19 protein-coding genes are annotated in these 21525 nt (G+C 36.0%); 4 read left to right on the top strand and 15 right to left on the bottom strand.

The window, feature by feature from the left end:
• Positions 1-8: 8 nt before the first annotated feature.
• The 12 genes from A9G31_RS09135 to pgk form a co-directional block, all read right to left on the bottom strand.
• The gene (locus tag A9G31_RS09135; RefSeq protein ID WP_034910435.1) at positions 9-761 is read right to left on the bottom strand and encodes a DUF4311 domain-containing protein; all 753 of its coding nucleotides are present in this window, start codon (positions 759-761) and stop codon (positions 9-11) included.
• A gap of 20 nt (positions 762-781) precedes the next feature.
• Positions 782-1078 carry a DUF4312 family protein gene (locus A9G31_RS09130; protein ID WP_065561377.1) on the bottom strand — a complete coding sequence of 99 codons (297 nt, stop codon included), beginning with the start codon at positions 1076-1078 and terminating at the stop codon, positions 782-784.
• A gap of 13 nt (positions 1079-1091) precedes the next feature.
• Positions 1092-1460, bottom strand: coding sequence for an SFCGS family glycine-rich protein (locus A9G31_RS09125; protein WP_065561376.1), 369 nt, complete (start codon positions 1458-1460; stop codon positions 1092-1094).
• A 46-nt stretch (positions 1461-1506) separates the two neighbouring features.
• Positions 1507-1836 carry a PRD domain-containing protein gene (locus A9G31_RS09120; protein WP_065561375.1) on the bottom strand — a complete coding sequence of 110 codons (330 nt, stop codon included), beginning with the start codon at positions 1834-1836 and terminating at the stop codon, positions 1507-1509.
• Between the two features lie 659 nt (positions 1837-2495).
• A complete protein-coding gene (rpoC, locus tag A9G31_RS09115; protein ID WP_034910425.1) occupies positions 2496-6713 on the bottom strand; it encodes a DNA-directed RNA polymerase subunit beta' in 4218 nt (1405 codons plus the stop codon).
• A gap of 90 nt (positions 6714-6803) precedes the next feature.
• Positions 6804-10832: a DNA-directed RNA polymerase subunit beta gene (gene rpoB, locus A9G31_RS09110; RefSeq protein ID WP_034910423.1), complete on the bottom strand. Its 4029-nt coding sequence runs from the start codon at positions 10830-10832 to the stop codon at positions 6804-6806.
• Positions 10833-11077: 245 nt separating this feature from the next.
• Positions 11078-11446: a 50S ribosomal protein L7/L12 gene (rplL, locus tag A9G31_RS09105; RefSeq protein WP_034901671.1), complete on the bottom strand. Its 369-nt coding sequence runs from the start codon at positions 11444-11446 to the stop codon at positions 11078-11080.
• A 58-nt stretch (positions 11447-11504) separates the two neighbouring features.
• Entirely contained in the window at positions 11505-12002 is a 498-nt protein-coding gene (rplJ, locus tag A9G31_RS09100) for a 50S ribosomal protein L10 (RefSeq protein ID WP_065561374.1), read from the bottom strand.
• 232 nt (positions 12003-12234) lie between these two features.
• Positions 12235-12936, bottom strand: coding sequence for a 50S ribosomal protein L1 (rplA, locus tag A9G31_RS09095; RefSeq protein ID WP_034910418.1), 702 nt, complete (start codon positions 12934-12936; stop codon positions 12235-12237).
• A 3-nt stretch (positions 12937-12939) separates the two neighbouring features.
• Positions 12940-13368, bottom strand: coding sequence for a 50S ribosomal protein L11 (gene rplK, locus A9G31_RS09090; RefSeq protein ID WP_034884321.1), 429 nt, complete (start codon positions 13366-13368; stop codon positions 12940-12942).
• Between the two features lie 187 nt (positions 13369-13555).
• Positions 13556-14635, bottom strand: coding sequence for a class II fructose-bisphosphate aldolase (gene fbaA / locus A9G31_RS09085; protein WP_065561373.1), 1080 nt, complete (start codon positions 14633-14635; stop codon positions 13556-13558).
• Between the two features lie 73 nt (positions 14636-14708).
• The gene (gene pgk, locus A9G31_RS09080; protein WP_065561372.1) at positions 14709-15872 is read right to left on the bottom strand and encodes a phosphoglycerate kinase; all 1164 of its coding nucleotides are present in this window, start codon (positions 15870-15872) and stop codon (positions 14709-14711) included.
• A 224-nt stretch (positions 15873-16096) separates the two neighbouring features.
• Between pgk and rpsT the strand changes: the two genes are divergently transcribed.
• From rpsT to dtd, 4 genes are all read left to right on the top strand, one after another.
• Positions 16097-16360, top strand: a complete 264-nt coding sequence (gene rpsT / locus A9G31_RS09075) for a 30S ribosomal protein S20 (RefSeq protein WP_025316521.1) — start codon at positions 16097-16099, stop codon at positions 16358-16360.
• A 199-nt stretch (positions 16361-16559) separates the two neighbouring features.
• Positions 16560-17102, top strand: coding sequence for an SPOR domain-containing protein (locus A9G31_RS09070; RefSeq protein ID WP_176700382.1), 543 nt, complete (start codon positions 16560-16562; stop codon positions 17100-17102).
• A 23-nt stretch (positions 17103-17125) separates the two neighbouring features.
• A complete protein-coding gene (locus tag A9G31_RS09065; protein ID WP_218056437.1) occupies positions 17126-17959 on the top strand; it encodes a virulence factor BrkB family protein in 834 nt (277 codons plus the stop codon).
• 7 nt (positions 17960-17966) lie between these two features.
• On the top strand, positions 17967-18401 hold the full coding sequence (gene dtd, locus A9G31_RS09060; protein WP_065561369.1) for a D-aminoacyl-tRNA deacylase: 435 nt from the start codon (positions 17967-17969) through the stop codon (positions 18399-18401).
• 155 nt (positions 18402-18556) lie between these two features.
• Here the strand turns inward: dtd and metA are convergent, their stop codons facing one another.
• From metA to A9G31_RS09045, 3 genes are all read right to left on the bottom strand, one after another.
• Positions 18557-19489 carry a homoserine O-acetyltransferase MetA gene (gene metA / locus A9G31_RS09055; protein ID WP_065561368.1) on the bottom strand — a complete coding sequence of 311 codons (933 nt, stop codon included), beginning with the start codon at positions 19487-19489 and terminating at the stop codon, positions 18557-18559.
• Positions 19490-19700: 211 nt separating this feature from the next.
• Positions 19701-20513, bottom strand: coding sequence for a peptide ABC transporter ATP-binding protein (locus tag A9G31_RS09050; RefSeq protein WP_065561367.1), 813 nt, complete (start codon positions 20511-20513; stop codon positions 19701-19703).
• A 22-nt stretch (positions 20514-20535) separates the two neighbouring features.
• Positions 20536-21525: a peptide ABC transporter ATP-binding protein gene (locus A9G31_RS09045; RefSeq protein WP_065561366.1), complete on the bottom strand. Its 990-nt coding sequence runs from the start codon at positions 21523-21525 to the stop codon at positions 20536-20538.

Below are 21525 nucleotides of genomic sequence, written 5' to 3'. Positions count from 1 at the left end.
TCCCTATATTATTTAAACCAATAAGATAAACCATCTCTAAACGAGTTAATCATCTTCAAATCAAAACCACGGAAATATCCACTCATAACAAATAAAATAATGACAGCAACTAACATGATTTTCATCACACGGTTCCAGCCACTATCATCTACACCTTTACCAATCAATATACCTAACACCAAACCAGGTACTGCATTGCCCATAATTAACTGTGCAAGCCCACCAAATAACGTTCCCCAAAATCCACTACGACGCCCTGCATCTAGAGCGGCTAACCAGAAAATAACGGGCATAACAGTTGCTACTAGCAAGTTAGCGGCAGGAACAAGAACCTTCGTTGCAGTAATTTTTAGCGAATCAGGAATAACCGAAGTAGTTGTATTTAAAAATAGCACCACAATCATCCCAATAAATGCACAAGCAAATGCCATCTTTTTAGGATCATGTAAGGTTTCTGCAAGATTACGATTTTTTATCATCAATAAAGCTCCACCCCAGTTAGGGATGATGCGATGATCGACGTCTTGAGTAAAAGAACCAGCAGCAACCGATGAAGCCCACGCATTAAAAAAGAACCCTAAACCAAATGAAAAGTGCGCTGCAGGATCACCTTCACAAGAATTAAGTTCACCTAATGTCCGAAACGCTCCCATCCCTTGATAAGTTGGTGCATGAAACATTCGAGCAGCTCCCGCACCAACCCCAAAACCACAAAGTCCACCGATAATAATAGACTTGAATGCAATAATTAAAATTTCCATAACTTCCCTTTTACGTTATGTTATTTTGATGTATATTTAATATCATTTAAATCAATAAAAATTAAGTTAACAGATACATCAAGCGTGATTTCATAAAATGTCTTTTTCCTTGGTAAAAAGATAAACAAAAAACGTTCTGTTGTTATCTTTTCTATTGCTGATACAACTTGAATGTCAATTGGTTCTATTCGCAACATAATATTATTAGTGTTTTTGAGTACTTCTTTCTGAACCTGACTTAAAGCTATAGCAAAAGCTCGCTGCTTAGAATCACCATGACCTTTTACTCTAACAAGTATCTGTTCTGTTTTTTTCATTCTTATTTACCGTTTATGAACGTGGATATTTTTTTAGAAATGCTTTTGCTACACGTTGTCCTAATTCTTCCGTGTCCATAAAACCAAAACCAAGAACTTTACAGCCGTCATTGATAGCTGTTTCACCTTCTTCAATTGATCGCATACCATGGCGTTGTGAATAGCCATATTTATTTTGTGCAGTAATAGCACCAGCTCCGCCACTACCACAAAATGAAAGGCCCAAATCGGCATTTTCTTTATTCATTACGTCACCTAATTTCATATCTGCAGCCATACCTGGAATGACAATTGCACGACAACCTTCTACTGAATTAATTCCCTCCGCAATTTTTTGCCCTTTTCCCATTCTATCGCCGATAACAATGACTATTTCTGTCATAATATTTCTCCTATTAATTATTGTTTTTTACTTGTCTAGTAATCTTTTAATTTGCTTTAGCAACTTCATAATGAACTGCCAATAAATATGCTTCTTCTATCGGTAAATTATCAAATAACTTTACTGTTTTGCGTGCCAACGCTAAAGATTCTTCTGAAAGCTCCTCAAATAATGTAGGGTCGATTTCAGGTAATGTTTCTAATGTTTTGGCCCTTTCAACCATAGCTTTTACATGTGAAAACAACATCGCTTTTTGAACATCATTTTGTATGATTTGATGCTGTGCTAACCAACTATTGATGATCGTAATGGTTTGTTCAGTAACTAACTCTGGTTCTAGATTATCTTCGATCATTCGAAATTTTATTGGATTCATAGCTAATACATATCTCTTATTGTTTTTTGAATTGGATTGAATAAGCGTAAATCAATCAAGGCTTAATGTGGATAGAGAATTTTTCCGTCTACAAGAGGAAATTTGTTATAAAGTTTGCTAACTACAGCAATAAGCAAGAATTGTTATTCTTGTTACAACATTTATTGATTAAAGCCATGTTCAATTTTGTGAGGTAGATCATAAAATTTAATCATCATAAATACATAAAAAATACAATTTTTATAATTTGATTAATTAGATAAGATAATACTGTCATTTATACATTGAGATAATATTCAACCATTGTCAAAAATAGGAAAAGATTAAAAAATTAGTTTTATTTCCTGAAAGTTTTCCTGTAGAGCGTTGATTTTATTTAATTTTTTATTATTGAGAATCGTTCTTTGTATGCTTTGTTATTTGTGTTATGGAAGTAGTGATTAAACTGTATAAAGTTAACCTAGACTTTAAAATCTACTTTAGACGTCAACTCTATTAATAATGAAGAAAACAGCAATTTGTTTTTTTCTATTTTCCTTTTTGAAAGGTAAAAATGATTCGTTACAATGTTCACTATACTTTTTTATATTTATAGCTTTATTTATCATATAAAAAAATAGCACGCTGTGCGTGCTATTTATAAATCAAATCTAATGAGACTATTGATTCTCTTCAGCCGAATTTAGTAACTCAGCTAAATTAGCTGTAGCTTCTTCTGCTGAAATTGTTGTTTGAATCTCATCAGTTGATGGCATTGCTCGTTTACGTAAACGTTCCTTATGGTAAGCATAACCTGTACCGGCTGGAATTAATCGACCAACAATTACGTTTTCTTTTAAGCCACGTAATTCGTCATTTTTACCAGCTACCGCTGCCTCAGTTAAGACGCGAGTCGTTTCTTGGAACGAAGCTGCAGAAATAAACGATTCAGTCGTTAATGATGCTTTGGTAATACCAAGTAGATCGTGTAAATAAACAATTGGTTCTTTACCTTGAGCCTCAAGTTCACGATTGATAATCTTCAAGCGTGAAACTTCAAGTTGTTCGCCTTCAAGCAAGCGAGAGCCGCCAGGATGGATAACTGTTGCTTTACGTAACATCTGACGCACGATAACTTCAATGTGTTTATCGTTAATTTTTACACCTTGTAGACGATAAACTTCTTGAACCTCGTTTACAATATAGCGTGTTACAGCATTAACACCACGTAGACGTAAAATGTCATGAGCCGATTCAGGTCCATCAGAAATTACATCTCCACGACCAACTTGTTCACCTTCAAACACGTTAAGTTGACGCCATTTTGGAATCATTTCTTCATATGGTTCACTACCATCTAACGGAGTGATAATTAAACGACGTTTACCTTTTGTTTCTTTACCAAATGAAATGATACCATCAATTTCAGCTAAAATAGCAGGCTCTTTTGGTTTACGTGCTTCAAATAGGTCAGCAACGCGAGGTAAACCACCGGTGATATCTTTGGTACCAACAGATGCTTGTGGAATACGAGCAAGTGTGTCACCAATATTGATTTCTGCACCATCCTCTAACTGTACTAGCGCTTTACCTGGTAAAAAGTATTGTGCAAGCATTTCTGTACCAGCAAGATAGATATCTTTGCCTTTAGCATCAACAATTTTAATTGCTGGACGTAAATCTTTACCCACACCAGTACGTTCTGCCACATCTAATATCACAATAGATGATAAACCAGTTAATTCGTCAGTTTGGCGAGTAATAGTTTGCCCATCAACCATATCAACAAAACGAACAAAACCTTTTGCTTCAGAAATAACTGGCATTGTATGCGGATCCCAGTTAGCAACAGTTTCACCCGCATCAACTGTTACACCATTACCTTTACTTAAAATCGAACCGTAAGGAACTTTATAGGTTTCTTTCATTCGACCTAATTCATCAATAATAGTTAATTCAGCATTACGCGAAGTAATAACCAATTTCTTATCTGGGTTAGTTACAAATTTAGCATTAGTTAATTTAATACTACCTTTGTTTTTAACTTGCACACTTGATTCAGCAGCAGCTCGCGATGCCGCACCACCAATATGGAACGTACGCATGGTTAACTGAGTACCTGGTTCACCAATTGATTGCGCAGCAATAACACCGATGGCTTCACCTTTATTAACCAAGTGACCTCGAGCCAAATCTCGTCCATAACATTTTGCACAAACACCAAAATCAGTATCACACGAAACGACTGAACGTACTTTAACACTATCTACCGATTCAGCTTCAAGTAAGTCACATTTACTTTCATCAAGTAAAGTATTACGTGGAATTAAGATATCTGCACTACCAGGTTTTAATACATCTTCAGCTGTGACTCGACCTAATACACGCTCACGAAGTGGTTCTTTAACATCACCACCTTCAATAACTGGTGTCATGACCACACCTTCTAAGGTGCCACAGTCGTCTTCGATTACCACTAGATCTTGTGCAACGTCAACTAAACGTCGAGTTAAGTAACCTGAGTTTGCTGTTTTTAATGCAGTATCGGCAAGACCTTTACGCGCACCATGAGTAGAAATAAAGTACTGAAGTACGTTTAATCCTTCACGGAAGTTCGCTGTGATAGGTGTTTCGATAATCGAACCATCTGGTTTTGCCATCAAACCACGCATACCAGCAAGCTGACGAATCTGTGCAGCAGAACCACGTGCACCTGAGTCGGCCATCATGTAAATACTATTGAAAGAAGATTGAACTTCTTCCTCACCTTCACGGTTAATGACTTTTTCAGTTGATAAGTTATCCATCATGGCTTTAGCAACACGTTCATTAGCTGCAGCCCAAATATCGATAACTTTATTATAACGTTCACCAGCAGTTACTAAACCTGATTGGAATTGCTCTTGGATTTCAGCAACTTCAATTTCAGCTTCATTGATGATTTGTGATTTCTTAGCTGGAATCTCCATATCATCAATACCAACAGATACCCCTGAACGTGCTGCATAAGCAAATCCAGTGTACATAATTTGGTCGGCTAAAATTACCGTATCTTTCATACCTAATTGGCGATAACAAATATTTAAAATCTTAGAGATCGCTTTTTTACCAAGAGGCTGATTAATAACAGAGAAGTTCATTCCTTTTGGCATAATTAACCATAGAATTGCACGACCGACAGTCGTATCAACAATCGAGGTAGTATCTTCCCATTCACCTACACTATTTCGTTGGCTTTCAGTAATACGAACTTTAACCTTAGCATGCAATTCAACTAGGCCTAAACGGTATAGTTTTTCAGCTTCTTTAGGACCAGTTAATACCATGCCTTCACCTTTGGCATTAACTTTATCACGAGTCATATAGTAAAGGCCTAAAACCACGTCCTGAGAAGGAACGATAATAGGTTCTCCACTTGCTGGTGAAAGAATATTGTTGGTTGACATCATTAACGCACGTGCTTCTAACTGAGCTTCTAACGTTAATGGAACGTGAACCGCCATTTGGTCACCATCAAAGTCAGCATTAAATGCCGCACAAACTAGTGGGTGTAATTGAATTGCTTTACCTTCAATTAGGATAGGTTCAAACGCTTGAATACCTAGTCTATGTAACGTTGGAGCACGGTTTAATAATACTGGATGTTCACGAATAACTTCATCTAAGATATCCCAAACAATTGCATCTTCACGCTCAACCATTTTCTTCGCAGCTTTAATGGTTGTTGCATAACCGCGACGTTCTAATTTCCCATAAATAAATGGTTTGAATAATTCAAGTGCCATTTTCTTCGGTAAACCACACTGATGCAAATGCAAGTATGGACCTACAGTAATTACAGAACGACCCGAATAGTCAACACGTTTACCTAACAAGTTTTGACGGAAACGACCTTGTTTACCTTTGATCATATCGGCAAGGGACTTTAATGGGCGTTTGTTAGAACCTGTAATTGCACGACCTCGGCGACCATTATCTAATAATGCGTCAACAGATTCTTGTAACATACGTTTTTCATTACGTACAATAATATCTGGTGCAGCTAAATCCAATAAACGTTTTAAACGGTTATTACGGTTAATAACTCTACGGTAAAGATCATTTAGATCTGATGTTGCAAAGCGCCCACCATCTAGTGGAACCAATGGACGTAAATCTGGTGGCAACACAGGTAATACGTTTAAGATCATCCATTCAGGTTTGTTTTCTGATTGAATAAATGCTTCAATAATCTTAATACGTTTAGTTAGTTTTTTACGCTTAGTTTCAGAATTAGTAGTTGCTAGCTCATCGCGTAGAGCTTCACATTCTGCTTGCACATCAATATTACGCAATAATTCTTGGATAGCTTCAGCACCCATACGAGCATCAAACTCATCACCAAACTCTTCTAACGCGTCAAGATATTGCTCTTCAGTTAAAATCTGACCTCGCTCTAAATTAGTCATGCCACCATCAAGAACCATAAATGACTCAAAATAAAGCACTCGTTCAATATCGCGAAGTGGCATATCAAGTAATAAACCGATGCGAGAAGGTAATGATTTTAAAAACCAGATATGAGCAGTTGGAGATGCAAGTTCAATGTGCCCCATACGTTCACGACGTACTTTAGCTTGAGTTACTTCAACTCCACATTTTTCACAAATAACACCACGGTGTTTTAGACGTTTATATTTTCCACATAAACATTCATAATCTTTTACTGGTCCGAAAATACGTGCACAAAACAATCCATCACGTTCAGGTTTGAACGTACGATAATTGATTGTTTCAGGTTTTTTGACTTCACCAAAAGACCATGAGCGAATCATATCAGGAGAAGCAAGGCCTATCTTGATAGCATCAAAGTCTTCAGTTTTTGTTTGTGCTTTTAGAAACTTTAATAAGTCTTTCACAATTGACTCCTATGGAGTTAAACCAATTAGATAACTTATTATTACTAATAAGTTATCCCTATAAATAGAAATCATTTAAGTTAGAGAAAATTACTCTTCATCTAACTCTATATTTATACCTAGCGAACGAATCTCTTTTAATAGTACATTAAATGATTCTGGAATCGCAGGCTCCATACGATGATCACCATCTACAATATTTTTATACATCTTAGTTCGACCGTTTACGTCATCAGATTTAACGGTTAACATTTCTTGTAAGGTATAAGCTGCACCATATGCTTCAAGTGCCCATACTTCCATCTCACCAAAACGTTGACCACCAAATTGAGCTTTACCACCCAATGGTTGTTGAGTAACCAGACTGTATGAACCAGTAGAACGAGCATGCATTTTGTCATCAACTAAGTGATTCAATTTGAGCATATACATATAACCTACAGTAACTGGACGTTCAAATTTTTCACCTGTACGACCATCGTACAAAGTAATTTGGCCAGAAGTTGGTAAGTCACCTAGCTCAAGTAATGCCTTAATTTCTCGCTCTTTAGCACCATCAAATACAGGTGTTGCTAATGGCATACCATTACGTAAATTTTGTGCTAAAGTCATCACTTCTTGATCAGTAAATTCTGCAACATTAACTTTTTGCGCAGCACCTAAACCAAGATCATACGCTTTTTGAATAAATTCACGTAATTTAGCTAATTCCTGCTGTTCTTTTAGCATAGCATCGATCTTCTGACCAATACCTTTAGCAGCCATACCCAAATGAGTTTCTAAGATCTGTCCAATATTCATACGGGACGGAACACCTAGCGGATTCAATACGATATCAACTGGACGACCTTTTTCATCATAAGGCATATCTTCAATTGGGTTAATTTTTGAAATAACCCCTTTGTTACCATGACGACCAGCCATCTTATCACCAGGCTGAATTTGACGTTTAACTGCCAAGTAAACTTTAACAATTTTAAGAACGCCAGGCTGTAGATCATCGCCTTGAGTGATCTTCATACGTTTAGCTTCAAGTTTTTTGTTAAACTCTGTTTTAATTTCGTCGTACTGTTCAGCCAACTGTTCTAATTGAGCTTGTTTATCTTCGTCTGCGATACCAATTGTTAGCCATTTTTCATGTGGTAAAGCATCTAATTTATCCGCTTTGATTCCACCTGAAATTAATACATCACGAATTCGAGCAAACAATGCAGCTTCTAAGATTTTAAGTTCTTCTGTTAAATCTTTTCTTGCCTGTTTGAGTTGCATCTCTTCGATTTCAATTGCACGCTTATCTTTTTCTACACCATCACGAGTAAACACTTGAACATCAATAACAGTACCTGAAACACCATTTGGCACACGTAATGAGGTATCTTTAACGTCAGATGCCTTTTCACCAAAAATAGCGCGTAGTAATTTTTCTTCTGGCGTTAATTGTGTTTCACCTTTAGGTGTCACTTTACCAACTAGAATATCACCGCCTTTTACTTCAGCACCGATGTATACAATACCAGACTCATCAAGTTTAGACAGTGCGGCTTCACCTACGTTTGGAATATCCGCAGTAATTTCTTCTGCACCTAATTTCGTATCACGAGAAATACAAGATAACTCTTGAATATGAATCGAAGTAAAACGGTCGTCTTGTACCACTTTTTCAGAAACTAAAATAGAATCCTCAAAGTTATAACCATTCCATGGCATAAATGCCACTCGCATATTTTGACCTAATGCCAATTCACCTAAGTCAGTAGATGGACCATCTGCAAGTACATCACCACGTTCAACTTTTTCTCCCAATTCCACACATGGAATTTGGTTAATACAAGTATTTTGGTTAGACCGGGTATATTTAGTTAAGTTATAAATATCAATACCTGTTTCACCGGCATATATTTCATCTGAATTAACATTAACCACAATACGTGATGCATCAACATATTGAACTGTACCACCACGACGAGCAACCGCTGTTACACCCGAGTCAACAGCTACAGCACGTTCCATACCAGTCCCAACAAACGGCTTTTCAGCTTTTAACGTTGGTACTGCTTGACGTTGCATGTTCGCACCCATTAAGGCACGGTTCGCATCATCATGTTCAAGGAACGGAATTAATGAAGCACCAACTGATACGATTTGTTGAGTTGATACATCCATATAATGAATTTGTTCAGGACTATATAAACCCGATTCACCACTTAAACGACAAGTTACTAAATCTTCTTTAAAACGACCATTTTCATCAAGATTTGAGTTTGCCTGAGCAATTACAAATTCACTTTCATCAATCGCTGATAGATAGTTAATTTCATCAGTTACAATACCATCAATAACACGACGGTATGGTGTTTCTAAAAAGCCATACTCATTGGTACGAGCATAAACTGCTAATGAATTAATCAAACCAATGTTTGGACCTTCAGGCGTTTCGATTGGACATACACGTCCATAGTGCGTTGGATGTACGTCACGCACTTCGAATCCTGCTCGTTCACGCGTTAAACCACCTGGTCCTAAAGCTGAAATACGACGTTTATGCGTAATTTCGGATAGTGGATTGTTTTGATCCATAAACTGAGATAATTGACTTGAACCAAAGAATTCACGAATCGCTGCTGAAATTGGTTTAGCATTAATCATATCTTGTGGCATTAGTGAATCAAGATCACCTAGAGATAAGCGTTCTTTCACTGCTCGTTCAACACGAACTAAACCAATACGAAATTGGTTTTCTGCCATTTCACCAACACTACGAATACGTCTATTACCTAAATGGTCGATATCATCAACTTCACCGTGACCATTACGAATAGCGATTAATTTCTTCATTACGTCAACGATATCATCTTTCGTTAAAACGCTTTCGCCTTCAATGTCATCACGCCCTAATGAACGGTTAAACTTCATTCGACCAACAGCAGATAAATCATAGCGTTCGTCAGAGAAGAATAAATTATCAAATAAAGCTTCAGCTGCTTCTTTTGTAGGTGGCTCACCCGGACGCATCATGCGATAAATTTCAACTAATGCACCAAGGCGGTCACGAGTTGAATCAACATTTAAAGTTTCAGAAATAAATGCACCATGATCTAAATCATTAGTGAATAATGTTTCTATCTTTTTATATCCAGCATTAGTTAATTGAAGCAAGAGTTCTAATGAAATCGGAGTATTGGCAAAAGCAATTACTTCACCTGTTTCTTCATCAACATAATTTTTAGCAAGAACTTTATTAACAATATATTCAACTGGTACATCAATTTTGCTAACTTTATCTTTTTCTAACTCACGAATGTGACGAGCTGTAATACGTCGGCCTTTTTCAGCATAAACTTTACCTTTTGATTCAATATCAAATAGCGCAGTATCGCCACGTAAACGCTCAGGAACAAGATCCATTTTTAACTTAGATTTACTTACTTCAAAAATAGTTTTTTCGAAGAAGATATCTAAAATTTCTTCTGTTTCATAACCTAATGCACGTAAAATAATTGTTGCTGGAAGTTTACGACGACGGTCAATACGAGCAAAAAGATTATCTTTTGGATCAAATTCAAAATCAAGCCAAGAACCACGATAAGGAATAATCCGAGCATTATATAAAACTTTACCAGAAGAGTGCGTTTTACCTTTATCACTATCAAAGAACACACCTGGACTACGATGTAACTGCGAAACGATTACACGTTCTGTGCCGTTGATCACAAAAGTCCCATTGTCTGTCATTAAAGGAATTTCGCCCATATAGACGTCTTGCTCTTTAATATCTTTAACTGTTCCCTCTGGCGCATCTTTATCATAAATAACTAAACGTAATTTTACGCGCAACGGTGCTGAGTAGGTGATCCCTCTAATTTGACATTCTTTAACATCAAACACAGGTTCGCCCATCATAAAGCTCACGTATTGTAACTCAGCGTTACCACTATAACTTTTTATCGGAAATATTGAACGGAATGCAGCTTCTAAGCCATATTGTCCTTCTGGATCTTGCTCAATAAATTTCTGGAACGAATCAAGTTGAATAGAAAGAAGATACGGTATATCCAAGACTTGTGGACGCTTACCAAAATTCTTACGAATTCGTTTTTTCTCGGTATAAGAGTAAACCATTAGTTCCTCAACTTGCTTATCTGCTATTTTAGCATGATTAAATATTCATCAGGGTGTTGTCGCCAACTGATACACCTGACACCTCATCGAAAATATCTATAAATATCAATTGATTAGGCTTAATAAATATACTATTTCTTTATTATTTTTTATTGATAATCTTCAAATAAAATTCTTTAACTTATTATAGCGCAAAAAGGCTGGAGGTATAAAACCCCCAGCCATTTATCGTAATATCGATAAACTTATTTAAGTTCGACAACTGCACCAGATTCTTCAAGTGCTTTCTTAAGTTCATCAGCATCGGCTTTGCTAACGCCTTCTTTAACTGTTGCTGGAGCTGATTCAACAAGGTCTTTAGCTTCTTTTAAACCTAAACCAGTTGCACCACGAACTGCTTTAATAACAGCTACTTTATTAGCACCAACATCTTTTAAGATTACATCAAATTCAGATTTCTCTTCTGCTGCTTCAGCTGGACCTGCTGCGGCTACGGCTACAGCTGCTGCTGCAGAAACGCCAAATTTTTCTTCCATCATTGATACAAGTTCAACAACATCCATAACAGACATTTCAGCAACTGCATCTAAAATTTGTTCTTTAGTGATAGACATAATATAGTTTCCCAAATTTACATTTTTTAATTAATAAAATTCACAATCAAACCGCCAATTAAGCAGCTTCTTTTTGATCGCGAACCGCTGCAAGAGTACGAACCAATTTGCCAGCTGCGGCTTCTTTCATGGTTGACATCAAGCGAGCTAATGCTTCTTCATATGTAGGTAATGTTGCTAAGCGATCAATGTTCGCTGCAGTAATCAACTCACCTTCAAAGGCTGCGGCTTTAATCTCAAATTTTTCATTTTCTTTCGCAAACGCCTTAAAAATACGCGCTGCAGCACCTGGGTGCTCATTTGAAAACGCAATTAGAGTTGGACCAACAAACGTATCTTTTAAACACTCATATTGAGTGCCCTCAACAACACGGCGTAATAGCGTATTACGAACAACACGCATATAAACACCCGCTTCACGAGCAGATTTACGTAATGCAGTCATTTTTTCTACAGTTACGCCACGAGAATCAGCGACAACTGCAGATAGCGCACCTTTGGCGATTTCATTAACTTCAGCAACAATCTCTTGTTTATTTTGAAGATTTAGTGCCATTGGTATTGCTCCTGGATTATACTAGGCAAAAGCCTAGACTTATTCAAGCTAGCTACAAATGTAGCTAGCACAACCACGATGAGCAGAATCCTTCTATTATATCTTATCAGGTTCTGTCACCGTCTACGTAGGAAAAATTAAGTAGTCACACAACAACCACACCTACGGTCTTGGACGGGGTCTGGTTAAGGCCAGACACCAACCGATTTCTCTATTTAATTATAAATAATAATTAAACAGTTGCATTTAATGTTGCTTGATCAATAGCAACACCAGCACCCATTGTAGTAGAAAGGCTAACTTTCTTAATAAATACACCTTTAGAAGAGGCTGGTTTTGCACGTTTCAACGCAACAAGTAATGCTTCTAAATTTTCTTTAAGCTTATCTGCATCAAAATCAGCTTTACCAATAGTAGTATGGATAATACCATTCTTATCATTACGGTAACGGATCTGACCAGCTTTAGCATTTTTTACAGCTTCTGCAACGTTAGGAGTTACTGTTCCAACTTTAGGATTTGGCATTAAACCACGTGGTCCTAAAATTTGACCTAATTGACCAACAACGCGCATAGCGTCAGGTGATGCAATTACAACATCAAAATCCATTTCGCCTTTTTTGATTTGATCTGCAAGATCGTCCATGCCCACTAATTCAGCGCCAGCTTCTTTTGCAGCTTCTGCATTTGCACCTTGAGTAAAGACAGCAACACGCACGCTACGTCCAGTACCATGAGGAAGAACGATTGCACCACGAACATTTTGATCTGATTTACGTGAATCAATACCTAAATTAACCGCAACATCAACACTTTCAGTAAATTTAGCTGTAGCTAATTCTTTTAATAAAGTAATTGCTTCATTGATTTCATATTGTTTAGTTGCATTTACTTTTTCGCGGATAAGTTTAGCCTTCTTAGATAATTTAGCCATGAATTAACCCTCCACTTCCAAGCCCATTGAACGAGCTGTTCCTTCAATAGAACGCATCATCGTTTCAATGGTCGCACCATTCATATCTGCAGCTTTCAATTCAGCGATTTCGCGAATTTGTGCACTCGTTACTTTACCTACTTTTTTCTTATTAGGTTCACCTGAACCAGACTTGATTTTAGCCGCTTTCTTTAACAAAACAGCTGCTGGAGGTGTTTTAGTTACAAATGTAAATGAACGGTCAGAATAAACTGTAATTACAACAGGAATTGGTAATCCTTTTTCCATGCTTTCTGTTTTAGCATTAAATGCTTTACAGAATTCCATAATATTCACACCATGTTGACCAAGTGCTGGACCAACTGGTGGACTAGGATTTGCTGCACCAGCTGCAACTTGCAACTTGATGTAAGCTTGTACTTTTTTTGCCATTTTTAGTTTCCTTTGCTCGGGTGCAAACGCCTCTATTAATAATAATTATTAATAAATAGACAGCTCCCCTAAGTTAAATGAGGGCAGAATTATCCTATAACTTAAATAAAAATGCAAGATTTAATTTAAGAACAGATAAGTCAAAAGCAAGGTAAATACCTTGCTTTAATCCTAAATAACATAAAAATTAAAGAACATCTACAGCATTAAGCTCTTTAAATGCAAGTTCTAAACGAGCAACTAAAGAATCTTGTCCTTTACGTAACCATACGCGAGGATCGTAGTATTTTTTATTTGGAGCATCAGCACCTTCAGGGTTACCTAATTGCCCCTGTAAATAAGCTTCATTTGCTTTGTAGTAATCTAAAATACCAGACCAGTTAGCCCATTGCGTATCTGTGTCAATATTCATTTTAATTACACCATAACTAACTGCTTCAGCAATTTCTTCCGGTGTAGAGCCTGATCCACCATGGAATACAAAGTTTAATGATTTAGCTGGTAGATTATATTTTTCAGATACATATTTTTGTGAGTTATCTAAAATTTTTGGTGTTAATTTAACATTACCTGGTTTATAAACTCCATGCACATTACCAAATGAAGCTGCAATAGTAAAACGAGGACTGATAGCACTTAAACGCTCATAAGCATAAGCTACATCTTCTGGTTGAGTATAAAGTGCTGAACTATCCATATGACTATTATCAACACCATCTTCTTCACCACCCGTACATCCTAGCTCTAACTCTAAAGTCATTTTCATTGCTGACATACGGGCAAGATATTGACAACAAATATCAATATTATCTTTCAATGACTCTTCTGAAAGGTCAATCATATGAGAAGAAAACAATGGTTTGCCTGTTTTAGCAAAATGAGTTTCACCTGCATCCAATAACCCATCAACCCATGGAAGTAATTTTTTAGCACAGTGATCAGTATGAACAATAACAGGGACTCCATATTTTTCAGCCATAAGATGAACATGTTTTGCGCCAGAAATAGCACCCAACACAGCACATTCTTGACCTTCTAATTTTAGGCCTTTACCAGCAATAAATTGAGCTCCACCGTTAGAAAACTGCACAATAACAGGAGAACCTACTTTTGCGGCTGTTTCAATAACGGCATTGATAGTATTTGTGTCAACACAGTTAACCGCAGGTAATGCAAAGTTATTTTCGCGAGCGATTTGAAATACTTTTTGAACATCATCACCAGTGACAACACCAGGTTTAACAACATCAGAAATCTTAGTAACCATTTTATTACCTATAAATTTATTTATAAAAATTAAAGGATGAGTAATTATTTCATCCTTTTACTGAACTCAAATACTAGGCCTTTGCTCTAGCTTCTAACATCGCAACAGCAGGTAGTTTTTTACCTTCAACAAACTCAAGAAAAGCACCGCCACCAGTTGAAATATAAGAGATTTTATCTTCAATACCAAATAGATCGATTGCAGCTAATGTATCTCCACCACCAGCAATTGAAAAACCTTCGCTATCGGCAATTGCTTTTGCTACAATTTCAGTACCACGACGAAAATTAGAAAATTCAAAAACACCCACTGGACCATTCCATAAAATAGTTTTAGCATTTTTGATAATATTTGCTAATACTTCTGCTGATTTATCACCTAAATCAAGAATTTGTTCATTTTCTTTAACATCTTTAACTGATTTTTCAGTCGCTGTTGCTGTTTCACTAAATTCTGTTGCAACACGAACATCAGTTGGAACTGGGATTTCACAGTTAGCCATTAATTTTTTAGCTTCTGGAATTAAGTCTGCTTCGTAAAGAGACTTACCTACATTGTAACCTTCAGCGGCAATAAAAGTATTAGCAATACCGCCACCGACAATAATTTGGTCAGCAATTTTTGATAAAGAATCAAGTACGGTTAATTTTGTTGATACTTTAGAACCAGCAACGATAGCAACCATTGGTCTTGCTGGATTATCTAATGCTTTACCTAACGCATCAAGTTCAGCTGCTAACAATGGACCAGCACAGGCCACTGGAGCAAATTTACCTGCACCATGAGTCGAAGCTTGAGCTCGGTGAGCTGTACCAAATGCATCCATGACATAAATATCACAAAGAGCGGCGTATTTTTTAGACAAAGTTTCATCATCTTTACCTTCGCCTACATTAAAACGGACGTTTTCAAGTACAACTAATTCGCCTTCTTTTACATCTACACCATTGAGGTAATCTTTTACTAAACGAACAGGAAATGACACATGTTCTTTTAAATAATCAACAACAGGCTGTAAAGAGAACTCTGGATTATACTCACCTTCTGTTGGACGGCCAATATGAGAGGTAACCATTACTTTAGCACCTTTTTTGATGGCTTCTTCAATAGTAGGTAGTGATGCTTTAATACGCGCATCGGAAGTTACCTTACCATTTTTGACCGGCACATTAAGATCTGAGCGAATAAATAAGCGTTTTCCTTTTAGATCAAGATCTTGCATTCTAATAATAGACATGATACTTCCCCTTGTAAAATATAAATAAAATAAAACTTTCGCTATTCTAACATAAAAATTCTTTTTAGGTTATAGGCATTACTGTGCAAATAATAAACATTAATAATAAATACAAAAACTACCAACATATTTTTTTATGTAACGCCATTGACAATAGGAAGAAATTAAGGCATATTTTGCCACCTTATTAATATGTAATTTTTATCTAAACTTGGGAGTTGACTTTGGCTAATATCAAATCAGCTAAGAAGCGTGCGGTTCAATCCGAAAAACGCCGTAAACATAATGCTAGTAACCGTTCAATGATGCGTACTTATATTAAGAAAGTTTACGCAGCTGTTGCAGCTGGTGATAAACAAACAGCTGAAGTGGCATTCAAAGACATGCAAGCAGTTGTTGACCGTCAAGCGGCTCGTGGCTTAATTCACAAAAATAAAGCTGCACGTCATAAAGCAAATTTAATCAAACAAATTAAAGCATTGGCTTAATACATTTATTTTTTAACTAACATAGTTAAAGAAATACGAAAAAAAGTGGTGTAAGCCACTTTTTTTATTTATATACTAGTTTTATTTTATACAATATTATTAAAAAAGAGAGTTTATTGTGGTTCAGCGTGATTATGTCAGGAAAAAGAGCCAATCAAAAAAAAATAAGTCACGAAACAAGCCTAATTTCATGATATTTTTGGCTATTATAATCATTATTTTATTTTCTGCTATTCTCTATTTTGTTGCAAATAATACACCTAAAAAACCCGTTGAACCGCTAAAAGTAAAAACTCAACCTCCTTCAGTAACTTTACCTGAACAACCTCAAGAGCGTTGGACATACCTTAAAGAGTTAGAAACCCCTAATGCTAATTATGGTTCAACATCAAGTTCAATTGCTAGTGAAAGAGAGCAAATCTTAAATAGCTTTGTCAATAATTCACGCACTGTAACACCTTCTCAAAAAGAAGCAACAACGCAAAACCAAACATCAAATGTAACATCACAATCAACACAAGCTATTACAGACAAATGGCTATTGCAATGTGGAGCATTTAAAGATAAATCTAATGCTGATAAACTAAAAGCTAAGCTTGCAATGACGGGGGTTAGTGGCAATATTTCTTCAGGTCAATTATATCGAGTCACAGTAGGACCTTATATCAGTAAAAAAGAAGCCGATATCACATTAAACTTATTAAATAGTAATGGGATTAATAATTGTGTTATTTCTAACTAGAATATAAAAAGCCGATGAGATCAATGACGCAAATACAGATTTTTATAAAAATGTTATGGAATCGTATCAACCATGACCGGCTAACAACATCTTCTGCGGGACTTGCTTATACCACTATACTGGCACTAGTTCCACTTATTACCGTTATTTTTTCTTTACTCTCAGCTTTTCCTATGTTTGATGAAGTTAGCCATTTATTGAAACAATTAATCTATAACAATCTTGTTCCAACGGCGAGTAACACCATTCAAAGTTATTTAGAACAATTCATCTCCAATACAAAAAAAATGACCTTTGTTGGTGTAATCGGTCTGATTGTTACATCACTGTTGCTTATCAACTCAATTAATACGGCGCTTAACCATATTTGGCAAACTAAACGCAAACGTTCCTTCATGTACAATCTAACCATGTATTGGACAATACTAACCTTAGGCCCAATTTTAATTGGCTCTAGTATAGCTGTTAGCTCTTATATCTTTTCATTGAAATGGCTATCTACCGCAACAACGGGTAATATACTACTTAATTGCTTACCATTTATTATTTCTGTGATTGGATTTTGGCTACTTTATAGCATTATCCCGACCGAGTCTGTACCTTTAAAAGAATCGATGATTGGAGCGTTTGTCGCTGCAGTATTATTTGAAATAGGTAAACGCGCATTTGCACTATATGTTACTTCGTTTCCAACATATCAACTCATTTACGGAGTAGTATCATCAATCCCCATTATGTTAGTTTGGATCTATTTTTCTTGGTGCATTGTCTTGTTTGGGGCCGAATTTGCAGCAACCTTAACTGACTATAACCGACAAAAAAAACATATTGTTAACAACCCTTCTTTACCAGAGTAATTAAATTATGATCGCCTTAATCCAACGAGTAAAACAAGCTAGTGTGACAGTAGACAATAATATCATTGGGCAGATTAATCAGGGTTTACTGATTTTCCTCGGAGTTGAGCAAGATGATGACGAACAAAAAGCAATTCGTTTATGTGACAAAGTTTTAGGTTATCGTATTTTCAGCGATAATGAAGGAAAAATGAATTTAAATGTTAACCAAACTAATGGCGAAATATTAGTTGTTTCTCAATTCACCCTAGCTGCAGACACTAAAAAAGGAATGCGACCAAGCTTTACAAAAGGCGCTAAACCCGATGAAGCAAATAGGCTTTACCAGTTTTTTATAGAACAATGCCAACAAAAAATAACAACTCAAACTGGCCAATTTGCAGCCGACATGCAAGTATCATTGATTAATGATGGTCCTGTAACATTCTGGTTACAAGTCTAGTTATATAACTAAAATTACATTCAGATAATATTCCGCAAGTTTTACCAATTATTATTTAATATTTGGCATTGTAAGATCCAATTTAAATAGGTTATTGTTAAATAAATCTAGCAACAACTTAACGAAATTTGATTATAAGATTCGGCTAACCTTTATTAGTCATCAATTGTTAAATTTCGAGTTGTTAAATCAAATGGAGTTAACTGGTAAACATAATAGTTGAGCCAATTACTAAATAATAGGTAAGCGTGGCTACGCCATGTGGCTTTTGGTGTTAAATAAGGATTATTATCAGGAAAATAATTATATGGCATATCAGGATTAATACCTGCATTTAAGTCTCGATAATATTCATTTGCCAACGTTGAAGAATCATATTCAGGATGACCTGTTACAAACACCATTCGCTTATCAGCTGTAGCCATTAAATAAGGGCCGGTAATATCAGACTCAGCTAAAATAGTTAAATCGGTATATGTTTTTATTTTATCAATTGGAAAATCAGCATAGCGAGAATGGGGAGCCCAAAAGGTATCATCAAAACCGCGTGTTAAAATCGCATTAGATTGCACAATATGATGCTGAAAAACACCCGATAACTTTTGCGCGCGAGTAAATTTTGGTAAATCATATAAGACATTCAAAGCAGCTTGAACACCCCAACAAACAAACATAGTTGAAGTAACATGATCCTTTGCCCAAGTAATAATTTCGGCTAACTTAGACCAATACACAACATCGGAAAAAGCCACTTTCCCTAGTGGGGCACCTGTTATAATTAACCCATCAAAATTTTGCTCACAAATATCATCAAAATCACAATAAAAACTATTTAAATGTTCAATAGGCGTATTTTTAGACTCTCGCTGATCAATACGTAATAACTGAATATCAACTTGTAAAGACGAATTAGAAAGTAAGCGTAAAAATTGGTTTTCTGTTTCGATTTTTTTAGGCATTAAATTTAAAAAAAGAAGCTTAAGAGGTCGAATTTCTTGGGTATTAGCACGAGATGAAGTCATAACAAATACATTCTCATTACGTAATACATCAACCGCAGGTAATGAGTCAGGAATACAAATAGGCATAACAAAAACTCCTAAATCGGTAAGTCATTTTCAAACATCAAAATAGACGTCTAGAAATCTATATAGCTAAATATAGTATCTTTTAATTTATTTGTCGAGATTTTTTATTTAATAAAATCATCAGAATAATCAAATTACAAATTGATGAACATTCTAAAGAAATGTGTATTACTTCATGCAAAAATCAAAATAACTCCGATAGATTTGTTAATTAAAAAGTACGAGTATCGGTACGCCAAGCATCTGCAGTAAGCGCTTCACCAAAATAGCTATTGATTAATTTTTGGGTAATATCACTCAGCGGTGAAGCTAATACTTCAGCGGTATTACCATATTCAACCAATTCGCCATTATGCATAACTAAAATTTCATCGCTGATATGTTTCATCATCCCAATATCTTGAGTAACATATACATAAGAGATATTTTGTTCAGCTTGTAACATCAGCATTAAATTAACAATTTGCGAACGCATCGAAATATCAAGTGCAGCTAATGCTTCATCTAAAATTATCACTTTGGGTTTTAAAATCAATGCTCGAGCTAGTGCCACACGCTGTTTTTGCCCCGCAGCCATCACTGAAGGATAATAAGAGGCATGTTCAGGTAACAATCCAACTTGCTTCAATACATCTCTAATTAACTTTTCACGTTCATGAGCATCATAATTAGCATTACACTTTAATGGTATTTCAAGCAATTGCCCAATACGTAATCGTGGATCAAATGAACTTTCTACATGCTGAAATATCATACGAATTAGTTGACAACGATAGCTATAATCACCGTATTGAACTTTATTACCGTCAATCCAGATATCCCCACTATCAGGCTTTATCATACCAACTAACATTTTTGCGAGTGTCGATTTGCCAGAGCCATTTTGTCCGATAATTGCAAGCGTTTTACCTTCATTAAGAGAAAACGATAATGGCTTCACTGCATTAATGTATAAATGTCCCAGAAAACCTTTAGGAATTTTAAATTGCTTAGATAAGTTACGCACTCTTAATATTGGATTCATCGTATATTCCTATTATTTATGGCTACTCATCAGTATTTAATGGAAAATGACAGGCTACAAAATGATCTTTTATCGGTATCAATTCTGGAGCCAAAATACATTTTTTCTGGGCATATGGACAACGAGGCCCTAATCGACAACCTATTGGTAGGTGTTCTAATGATGGGATCACTCCAGGTAAAGTATTTAAAGGACTTTTATGCGGCATCGCTTTACCAAAATCAGGAATTGCATAAATTAGCGCCTGAGTATAAGGATGATAAGGCGATTTAATTAAATCTTTACTATCAGCAACTTCAACTGTCTGTCCACAATATAAAACATTGATACGATCAGTCCATCTGGTAACCATTTGCAGATCATGACTAATAAATAAGATAGTGGTACCCACATTTTGATTCATACTAGCTAGCAACCTAAAAATTTGTGCTTCAGTAGTTGCTTCCATCGCATTTGTCGGCTCATCAGCAATAAGTAGCTTAGGCTGATTAGCCAACGCAATTGCAATCATGACTTTTTGACATTCACCTTCAGTCAATTCAAACGGATAAGATTTTAATATCTCCTTATGATTCTTAATTCCTACCCGATGCAATAACTCAATCGCTCGATGTTTACGCCAAAATAACCTTTGCCACCAATGCCCCTTAAATGTCCTTCTTGGAATTGCACTAATTAACTGTTGCCCTACTTTCATGGAAGGATCTAAGCAAGATTGTGGTTCTTGGAATATCATCGATATATTAGCACTAATGACTTTTCGGCGCTGTCTAGGAGTGAGTTTAAGTAAATCAATGTCATTAAAATAAAATCGATCAGCTGAAATCTTCCAATTATGATTAGTCACACCTAAAATAGCTTTAGCGATAAGGCTTTTTCCTGATCCTGACTCACCAACTAAACCTCGAATCTCACCTTCTGACAACTTTAAATTTACACGATCAATTGCGCGCAAAAGGCCATCTGATGTAATAAACTCAATGGTTAAATTCCGAATATCTAATAATGCCAT

Origin of the sequence: Gilliamella sp. Gris1-4, assembly GCF_001690335.1 — a bacterium.
Lineage (GTDB): Bacteria > Pseudomonadota > Gammaproteobacteria > Enterobacterales > Orbaceae > Gilliamella > Gilliamella apicola_P.
This window is presented reverse-complemented; position numbering and strand designations above follow the sequence as displayed.